General features: G+C 66.6%; 7 protein-coding genes and 1 pseudogene. 6 read left to right on the top strand and 2 right to left on the bottom strand.

Translation table 11 applies throughout. From position 1 onward, the window contains the following. Window positions 1-169: 169 nt before the first annotated feature. Window positions 170-1,084, bottom strand: a pseudogene (locus tag Q8814_RS11660) (MFS transporter); the annotation flags it as partial. A 141-nt stretch (window positions 1,085-1,225) separates the two neighbouring features. On the opposite strand from Q8814_RS11660, the gene Q8814_RS11655 reads away from it, so the two are divergent. From Q8814_RS11655 to Q8814_RS11640, 4 genes are all read left to right on the top strand, one after another. Next, on the top strand, window positions 1,226-1,735 hold the full coding sequence (locus Q8814_RS11655; RefSeq protein ID WP_330152179.1) for a DUF6328 family protein: 510 nt from the start codon (window positions 1,226-1,228) through the stop codon (window positions 1,733-1,735). A gap of 66 nt (window positions 1,736-1,801) precedes the next feature. Beyond that, on the top strand, window positions 1,802-2,659 hold the full coding sequence (locus Q8814_RS11650) for an alpha/beta fold hydrolase (RefSeq protein WP_330152178.1): 858 nt from the start codon (window positions 1,802-1,804) through the stop codon (window positions 2,657-2,659). Continuing rightward, window positions 2,656-3,081, top strand: a complete 426-nt coding sequence (locus Q8814_RS11645) for a hypothetical protein (RefSeq protein WP_330152177.1) — start codon at window positions 2,656-2,658, stop codon at window positions 3,079-3,081. Before Q8814_RS11650 ends, Q8814_RS11645 begins: the two co-directional genes overlap by 4 nt. A 57-nt stretch (window positions 3,082-3,138) precedes the next feature. Continuing rightward, window positions 3,139-3,384 (top strand): hypothetical protein, encoded by a 246-nt coding sequence (locus Q8814_RS11640; RefSeq protein WP_330152176.1) that lies wholly within the window; start codon window positions 3,139-3,141, stop codon window positions 3,382-3,384. A 72-nt stretch (window positions 3,385-3,456) separates the two neighbouring features. Here Q8814_RS11640 and Q8814_RS11635 read toward each other — a convergent pair whose 3' ends face one another. Next, window positions 3,457-4,284, bottom strand: coding sequence for a DUF1206 domain-containing protein (locus Q8814_RS11635; protein ID WP_330152175.1), 828 nt, complete (start codon window positions 4,282-4,284; stop codon window positions 3,457-3,459). A 118-nt stretch (window positions 4,285-4,402) separates the two neighbouring features. Between Q8814_RS11635 and Q8814_RS11630 the strand changes: the two genes are divergently transcribed. Beyond that, complete coding sequence (locus Q8814_RS11630; protein WP_330152174.1) at window positions 4,403-4,810, top strand: hypothetical protein; 408 nt, start codon at window positions 4,403-4,405, stop codon at window positions 4,808-4,810. Between the two features lie 52 nt (window positions 4,811-4,862). Beyond that, the gene (locus Q8814_RS11625) at window positions 4,863-8,294 is read left to right on the top strand and encodes a bifunctional proline dehydrogenase/L-glutamate gamma-semialdehyde dehydrogenase (RefSeq protein WP_330152173.1); all 3,432 of its coding nucleotides are present in this window, start codon (window positions 4,863-4,865) and stop codon (window positions 8,292-8,294) included. Window positions 8,295-8,311 lie beyond the last annotated feature (17 nt).

The raw sequence follows: 8,311 nt of genomic DNA, 5'->3' as shown, positions 1-8,311 counted from the left end.
CGAAGACCAAAATCTCACCTATGGCGAGCTGGAGGCCGAGGCCAACCGAACTGCACACCTGTTCGCCGAGGCGGGGATCTCGCACGGGGATCATGTGGCCCTGTTTCTGAAGAACAGCGTCGAGCACCACCCACATCGTCCCCAGAATCGCCCATCCGAAAGTGGGTGCGGGGTCGCTGAACAGCAGGGCCGCGACCACCGCCAGTCCCAGCGGCAGCACCGCGCACCCGGCGAGCATCACCCTGCGATCCGGCACCCGGCCCAGCGCCCGCGGCAACGCCAGCGCCACCGCCATCGATCCGGCGCCGTAACACCCCAGCGCCACCGCGACCCCGGTGTCGGTGCCGCCGAGCAGGTCTTTCACGTAGACCACGGTGTTGACCACCACCAGGGCGGTGGCCGCGGTCACCACCAGATTCATCACCAACAGCGCCCGCAACACCGGACGGGAGGCCATCACCTGTGCGCCCGCGGTGATCCGGGCACGCAACGGCTGCGTCCGCTCCGCGGGCGGCAGTGCCGGCACCGCGGTGGTCAACACCAGGAGGCCCGAGGCGACGAAGCCGACCACGGTGCCGACGAACAAGGAGTTGTAGTCGATGACCAGCAGCAATGCCGCCGCCAGCATGGGCGAGAGCACGGCCTCGAGATCGTAGGCCAGCCGGGAGAGCGAGAGCGCCGCAGTGTAATCGTCCTCGTCCTCGAGTACCGACGGGATCACCGACTGAAACGCCGGGGTGAAGGTCGCCGACGCGGCCTGGAGCACGAAGATCAGCACGTAGATCTGCCACACCTGCGCCACGAACGGCAACGCCAGCGCCACGACAGCTCGCACTACATCGGCAGTGATCAGCACGGTCTTACGGGGCAGCCGGTCGGTCAGGGCGGCGATCACCGGCGCGACCGCCACATACGCGAGCATCTTGATCGCGAGCGCCGTGCCCAGCACCGCCCCGGCGTTGCTGCCGGCAAGGTCGTAGGCCAGCAGCCCCAGCGCAACCGTCAGCAGACCGGTGCCGATCAGGGCCACCACCTGCGCGGCGAACAAGCGCCGGAACACCGGATGGGCGAGGGCCCTGGTCATAGAACTCGCTTCTTGTGATCGCACCCTATAAGTATATAGGTGCGCACATAGGCACCTATATAGATCCGAGGTCCCTCCGTGTTGCGTGATCAGGAGGCGGATTCCGCGTGTCGACTACCCGAAATCGGGTATCACCAGGGAATGAACGATGTCGGGACTCGCGACGATGCCGAGTGGAATCGTCGGGTCCGGAACGAAACGGAGACTCAACGTCTCGATCGCAACTGGAACAATCTGCTGCAGGAACTGCGAGTGGTCCAGACCGGCGTCCAGGTGCTGACCGGTTTCCTGCTGACGCTGCCGTTCCAGGGACGATTCGAGGAACTGTCCGACGCCCAGGAAGTGATCTACCTCGTCACGGTCGCCTGCTCGGCCACGGCGACCATGATGCTGGTCGCTCCGGTCGGCATCCATCGACTGTTGTTCCGTCGGCATGCCCTGTCCGAACTCGTTGCCATCGGTCAGCGTCTGTCCATCGGTGGCATCGCTGTGCTGGGCCTCGCCCTCGTCGGTGTGGTCCTGCTGATCTTCAGTTTCGTGGTCGACATGACCGTCGGCGTGATCGCGGCTGCGGTGGCGATGACGATGTTCTTCGGCTTGTGGATCCTGCCCGCGTGGGCAGGTCGCCGGTCGTCCCATCGGCCGGAATGAGCAGGCGAACGGCAATCGACGATGCCCCGCGCTGCCTGCGCTCGGGTCGCCGCTACCTTCCGCCCCATGGACAATGAGTTGATGCACGCTCCTCGACTGGCTCATCGGCGCGTCGGCTCCGGCGAACCGCTGCTTCTCCTGCACGGCATCGGCGCTACCCTGGACGACTTCTCCGAGCTCATCCCGCGCCTGTCCGAGCACTTCGAGGTCCTGGCCATCGACCTTCCCGGCCACGGATCGTCGCCGATGCTGGAGACCCGCCCCACCATCGAAGCCCTCGGAGATGCCCTCGTCGCAGACCTCGACGCCCACGGATGGGATCGGGTTCACGTCCTGGGCAATTCCCTCGGAGGCCGACTGGCAATCGAGCTCGCGAAACGCGGCCGCGCCCTGTCCGTCGTCGCGTTGTCGCCGTCGGGTCTGGGTTTGCCGCCGGAGCGGGTGTTCCAAGGTGTGCTCATGGCCGGCGCTCGAATCGCCAACAAGGTGCGGAGCCCCCTGATCGAGCGGATGTCCCACAGCACTGCGGGCCGCACCGCACTCACGGCCGGACTACGCGCAATGCCGTGGCGGACCACGCGAACCGAATCACTGTCCGTAAAGGGAGGGTTTGCCGAGTCCACCGGATACTGGTCGATGCTGTGGGACTCGATTCTGATGGACGTGCCGACCGGACTCGACAAGATCACCTGTCCGGTCGTCCTCGGACAAGGGGTACTCGACGTCGTCGCGTCGGCGCAGACAGTGCGCTACACCCCGCTGATTCCGGGGTCGCAGTTCGTACCGCTGCCGTGGGCAGGACATGCGCCGCAGTCCGATACCCCCGACACGATCGTCGACCTCGTCCGCCGGGCCGCGACGCGTGCCGAGCCGGTTCCGTCCGCGTTTCGCGATCAGGGGTCTCGGGTATCTCCCCGGGCATGAGTATCGAAGACGGCCCCGGCGACACCCTCAGCCCGAGCGAAGGCATGGATGCCGACGAAGTACGCAACGACGACGGCGACGAGGTCGTCGATCCGCCCGAAGATTGGAGCGGAGCCGACAAGTTCGGCACGACCCAGCGCGAGGAGCAGGAAGGTGAGTCGCTGGACCAGCGTCTCGCCGAGGAAGAACCCGATATCGAGCCGGAGGAACAGCCGGAACGGCCGGTCGCGGCGACACCGGATGAAGAACTGACCGAGGATCTCGTCGACGAGACAATCGAGGACGACACCACAGCGGACGAGGGTGGCTTCAAGCAGGCCGAGGTGGTCGATGGGGTGGTCGTCGAGGATTCACGCGTAGATCGTGGTCAGATCAGCGGCAGCCCCGAGGACGGAGAGTCGATCTTCCCCATCGTGGAATGACGGTCCACCGGGCGGCCCCTGCTGTGCGAAGCGTAATGCGATGCGATGATCATTGTTATGAGTAACAACTCGGGACCCTCAAGCAGCGGCGAGCTCACCGTCGGAACGCGAGTGACAGTGCGCATCGACGAAGAAAAGAACCGACTTGCCGGCGTGGTCGTCGAGGACTTCGCGAACGAAGCAGCCAAAGCCGGCGGGCAACTCGGCCGCGACTGGGCACCGGTGCGACGCTGGGGTGTCGCACTCGACGACGGCCGGCTCGTCTTCTCGGACGACATTGCCGTGGAGCAGAAGAAGGCCTGACCTTAATCCTGCCGCGAACCCGGACACCTACCGCCACGATGTGGGGAGGAAATCCGGGATCGCGGAGGTTCGCTACATCTTGGCGTAGCGGGCCATCACGAAGCTGTAGAGCCCGTAGACGGCGATTCCCACCCCGGCGACCACGAGCAGGACCGCACCGTACGGCTGCGCACCGAGGGTCTTGATGGCCCCGTCGAGGCCGGCAGCCTTGTCGGGCTGGGACTGGAACACCGCAAGAATCACCAGCACTCCGATGACGCCGATGGACAGCCCCTTGGCGACGTAGCCGACAAGTCCGAGACTTCGCACCGCCTGCCCGGTGGAGCCCTTCAGGTCATCGACGAAATTGCAGGTCGCTCCCTTGTGCACGTGGTAAGCACCCACCCCGATGATGATCAGTGCACCGACGATCAGCGCGATCTTCCCTAACGTGGACTCCATGAGACTCGCCGTGAGACTCGTGTTCTGCTCACTGCTGGAGCTCCCGTTGCCGCGGGCGAATCCGAAGGCCATCAACGCGAACGCGAAGTAGACCACGGCGAGGCTCAACGCTTTGATGCGGTCGAACGCCCTGTCCTTGGGGTCGACCGCATCGGGCCGCGACGCGCTGCCGAAGGTCGCTTCGGCTATCCGCCAGATGCCCATCATCACGAACACCACGACACATGCCCACAGCACGAAGCGGCCACCCGGCTGCTCGGCGAGCTCCGCCATCGCACCCGACTGGTCGGCGGAACCGTCCTCCCCGCCGAATGCGATCCGGACAGCGATGTATCCGATGAGCAGGTGGACAAGACCGCTGCCGACGTAGCCGGCGCGCGCGAAACGTTCGAGTACAGGGTGCTGCGCTGCGCGTTCCGCTGTGGATGCCGCGCCACCACCCGACGATTGACTGGTCACTTACGTCCGCCTCCTCGTTGTCACCGGCGGATTCCCGGACGCAGCAGAAGCCAAACGCCGGGCCGTGATGGTCGGTAGATTGACGGTGCATCGTCATCGACAGAATCGAGGTGCCATCGTGCGACTGAGTCATATTCCGCTTCGCCTCGCGACCGGAGCATTCATTCTCAACTCCGGCCTCGGCAAGCGGAACCTTCCCGCCGAGAACGCTCAGGCCCTGCAGGGCATGGCCGGAAACGCGTTCCCGGCCGTCAAGGAATGGAATCCGACCAGTTTCGGCACCGCGCTCTCGACCGCCGAAATCGGAATCGGCGCTGCGCTCCTCGCGCCGATCGTTCCGTCGTTTCTCGCCGGTGCCGCGCTGACCGGGTTCGGCGGCGGCATGATGACCATGTATTGGAAGACTCCCGGCATGCACGAGGAGGGCTCGCCCAAACCCACGCAGGACGGCACCGCCATCGCCAAGGACGTGTGGCTGCTCGGCGCCGGACTGACATTGATGCTCGACAGCCTGAGGAAGAAGTAGGGCTGTACTCACGCCGGCCGACGAATTTCACCCTGCGGACGGGAGGCCCGGCATGTCCGACAGCGCACACGCACCGGATCATTTCACCGACACACTTGCCGACGATGCGATATCGCTGGTGCGCCGCTGGCTGTCGGAGTCGGCGTCCGTCGCACCCGACCGCGCGGCTGCACAGCTCGCCGGAGTCCTGAAGGATCCGCACGGGCTCGACTTCACCGTGCGGTTCATCGACGGGGTGATCCGACCGGAAGACCGGGCGGTCGCCGCCCACAATCTCGCCGAATTATCGGGCGACATACCGGATTTCCTCCCGCCTCCCCTGCGGGCCGCGATCCGGCTCGGCGGCAGGCTCGGCCCCACGCTACCGCGGATCGTGGTGCCCGCCGCCCGCCGGGCACTGCGGTCGATGGTCGGTCATCTCGTCGTCGACGCCGGCGACGCGCAGCTCGGTCGCGCGATCGGTCGTGTCCGCAGAGGCGACGTGCGATTGAATCTCAATCTGCTCGGAGAAGCGGTGCTCGGCGAACGTGAGGCCGTCCGCCGGTTCGACGGCACGCGCGTCCTGCTCGCCCGCGACGACGTCGACTATGTGTCGATCAAGGTGTCCGCGGCCGTCGCACCACATTCGCCGTGGGCGTTCGACGAGGCCGTCGATGACATCGTCGAACGCCTGACGCCGCTGTACGAGCTCGCCGCGCACTCGCCCACCCCGAAGTTCGTCAACCTCGACATGGAGGAATACCACGACCTCGACCTCACCGTCACGGCGTTCACGCGCATCCTCGACAATCCCGCTCTGCTGCAGCTTTCGGCCGGGATCGTCGTGCAGGCGTACCTGCCCGATGCGCTCGCGGCGTTGATGCGGCTGCAGGACTGGTCGGCCTCTCGGCGGGCACGCGGCGGAGCGGACATCAAGGTACGCGTCGTCAAAGGCGCGAATCTTCCGATGGAGCGGGTCGAGGCGTCGCTGCGCGGCTGGCCGCTCGCGACGTGGAACACGAAGCAGCAGACGGACACCCACTACAAGAGGCTGCTCCACTATGCGTTCGATCGTGCACGCATCGACAACGTCCGGATCGGTGTGGCCGGACACAACCTGTTCGACATCGCCTATGCCTGGCTGCTCGCGGACCGGCGCGGAGTGCTCGACGGAGTCGACTTCGAGATGCTGCTGGGCATGGCCCAGGCCCAGGCCGAGGTCGTGCGCCGGCACGTCGGAGGTCTCCTGCTCTACACCCCGGTCGTGCATCCGGAGGAGTTCGACGTCGCGATCTCGTACCTGGTGCGCAGACTCGAAGAGGGCGCGGGCCGCGACAACTTCATGTCCGCGGTGTTCGAACTGCACCGCGACGAGGCGCTGTTCGAGCGGGAGAAGCAGCGCTTCCTCGCGTCCGTGACCGGACTCGACGACACGATTCCCTCGCCCGCTCGCACGCAGAATCGGCAGATTCCTCCGGAAGTGCAGCCGGGCAACGAGTTCCGCAACACACCCGACACCGACCCATCGTTGCCGCAGAACCGTATCTGGGGTCGCCGGATCCTCGAGCACGTCCCGGAGTCGCGTCTCGGTGCGGACATCGTCGCGGCACATCGGGTGAGCGACGAACCACAGCTCGATGCGATCCTGACGACCGCCGCCGCGGCCGGACGTGAGTGGGGGACGCGCAGTGGGGCGGCGCGCGCGGAGGTACTCGATCGTGTGGCGCACGTGCTCGAATGCCGCCGCGCCGATCTGTGTGAGGTCATGGCCGCCGAGGCGGGGAAAACCCTCGATCAAGCGGATCCGGAGGTCTCCGAGGCCGTCGATTTCGCTCACTTCTACGCCGACCGGGCTCGCGAGCTCGACCGGATCTACGGGGCACGGTTCCTGCCGTCGGCGCTCACCGTGGTGACGCCACCGTGGAACTTCCCGGTCGCGATCCCGGCCGGGTCGACGCTGGCCGCGCTGGCGTCCGGAGCCGCGGTGGTCATCAAGCCGGCCGCGCTGGCCGCGCGCTGCGGTTCGGTTCTCGTCGACGCGATGTGGGAGGCCGGCGTACCGCGCGAGGCGTTGCAGCTGGTGCACCTCGACGAGAAGCCGCTGGGGCGGCAGTTGGTCTCGGATCCGCGGGTGGATCGGGTGGTGCTGACCGGTTCGTACGAGACCGCCGAGCTGTTCCGCTCGTTTCGCCCCGACCTGCGGTTGATGGCCGAGACCAGCGGAAAGAACGCGATCGTGGTGACTCCGAGCGCCGACCCGGATCTCGCGGTGCGCGACATCCTGATGTCCGCGTTCGGTCATGCGGGACAGAAGTGCTCGGCGGCCTCACTCGTGATTCTCGTCGGGTCGGTCGCGACGTCGCGGAGGTTCCGCGACCAGCTGGTCGATGCCGTCACGTCGCTGCAGGTGGGGCCGCCGGAGGATCCACGCAGCCGGATGGGACCGCTCATCGAACCCGCGCACGGCAAACTGCTCGACGCGCTGACAACACTCGAAGCCGGCCAGTCGTGGCTGGTGGCTCCGCGCCGCCTCGACGACGACGGCCGGCTGTGGACGCCCGGTGTCCGGACCGGGGTGCGGCGCGGATCCGCCGCCCACCTCGTCGAGTTCTTCGGACCGGTTCTCGCCATCATGACCGCCCGCGATCTCGATGAGGCCATCGACATCCAGAACGAGGTCGAGTACGGCCTCACCGCGGGGCTGCAGTCGCTCGACGCCGAGGAGATCGGGCGGTGGCTCGACCGCGTACGGGCCGGCAATCTCTACGTCAATCGCGGGATCACCGGCGCGATCGTGCGCCGGCAGCCGTTCGGCGGCTGGAAGAAGTCGTCGGTCGGTGCCGGATTCAAGGCCGGCGGACCCAACTATCTGCTCGGATTCGGCTCGTGGAAGCCGGTGCCGCACAGCGCGGTGGACGAACGCGTCGACGGTGTTCCGGAGCGGCTGCTCGCCGCCGCGGAGGATCTACCCGACGCAGACCTCGAATCGTTGCGGCGTGCGTTCGCGAGCGATGCCCGCGCGTGGCGGACCGAATTCGGTGTCGCGCGCGATGTGAGCGGGTTGACGGCGGAACGAAACCTGTTCCGCTATCGCCCGGCGCGGGTGCATGTCCGGCTCGGGGACAACGGTCGCCCGACGGATCTCGTGCGCGTGCTCGGCGCCGCGGCGCGCGCCGGCGCTCCCGTCGACGTATCAACGGCGACAACACTTTCCGACGGACTGCGCTCGGTCCTGAGCGACTGTGCCTCGCACGTGAGTGTCGAAGACGAGGCCGCCTGGCACAGCCGCGTCGCGGCCGAACCGCCGGCGCGCATCCGGTTGATCGGGGGCGACTTCCGCGCGCTCGCCGAACACCTCGGACGTCGATGCGACCTGGCGGTCCACGACCACCCGGTCACCGAATCCGGACGAATCGAACTATTGCCATTCGTTCTGGAGCAATCGATTTCGATCACGGCGCATCGTTTCGGCACACCCGACCATCTGACCGACGAGGTGATCTGAAATCCACCAAGATCGGT

The sequence above is a fragment of the Rhodococcus chondri genome, from assembly GCF_036327435.1.
Lineage (GTDB): Bacteria > Actinomycetota > Actinomycetes > Mycobacteriales > Mycobacteriaceae > Rhodococcus > Rhodococcus chondri.
Note: the sequence above shows the minus strand (reverse complement) of the source record. Positions and strands in the feature narration are given on the sequence as shown.

What these genes read in the sequence shown, in the direction of transcription:
- Q8814_RS11655 (WP_330152179.1), top strand. Translation starts at nt 1,226, where the DNA reads ATGAACGATGTCGGGACTCGCGACGATGCCGAGTGGAATCGTCGGGTC.
- Q8814_RS11650 (WP_330152178.1), top strand. Translation starts at nt 1,802, where the DNA reads ATGGACAATGAGTTGATGCACGCTCCTCGACTGGCTCATCGGCGCGTC.
- Q8814_RS11645 (WP_330152177.1), top strand. Translation starts at nt 2,656, where the DNA reads ATGAGTATCGAAGACGGCCCCGGCGACACCCTCAGCCCGAGCGAAGGC.
- Q8814_RS11640 (WP_330152176.1), top strand. Translation starts at nt 3,139, where the DNA reads ATGAGTAACAACTCGGGACCCTCAAGCAGCGGCGAGCTCACCGTCGGA.
- Q8814_RS11625 (WP_330152173.1), top strand. Translation starts at nt 4,863, where the DNA reads ATGTCCGACAGCGCACACGCACCGGATCATTTCACCGACACACTTGCC.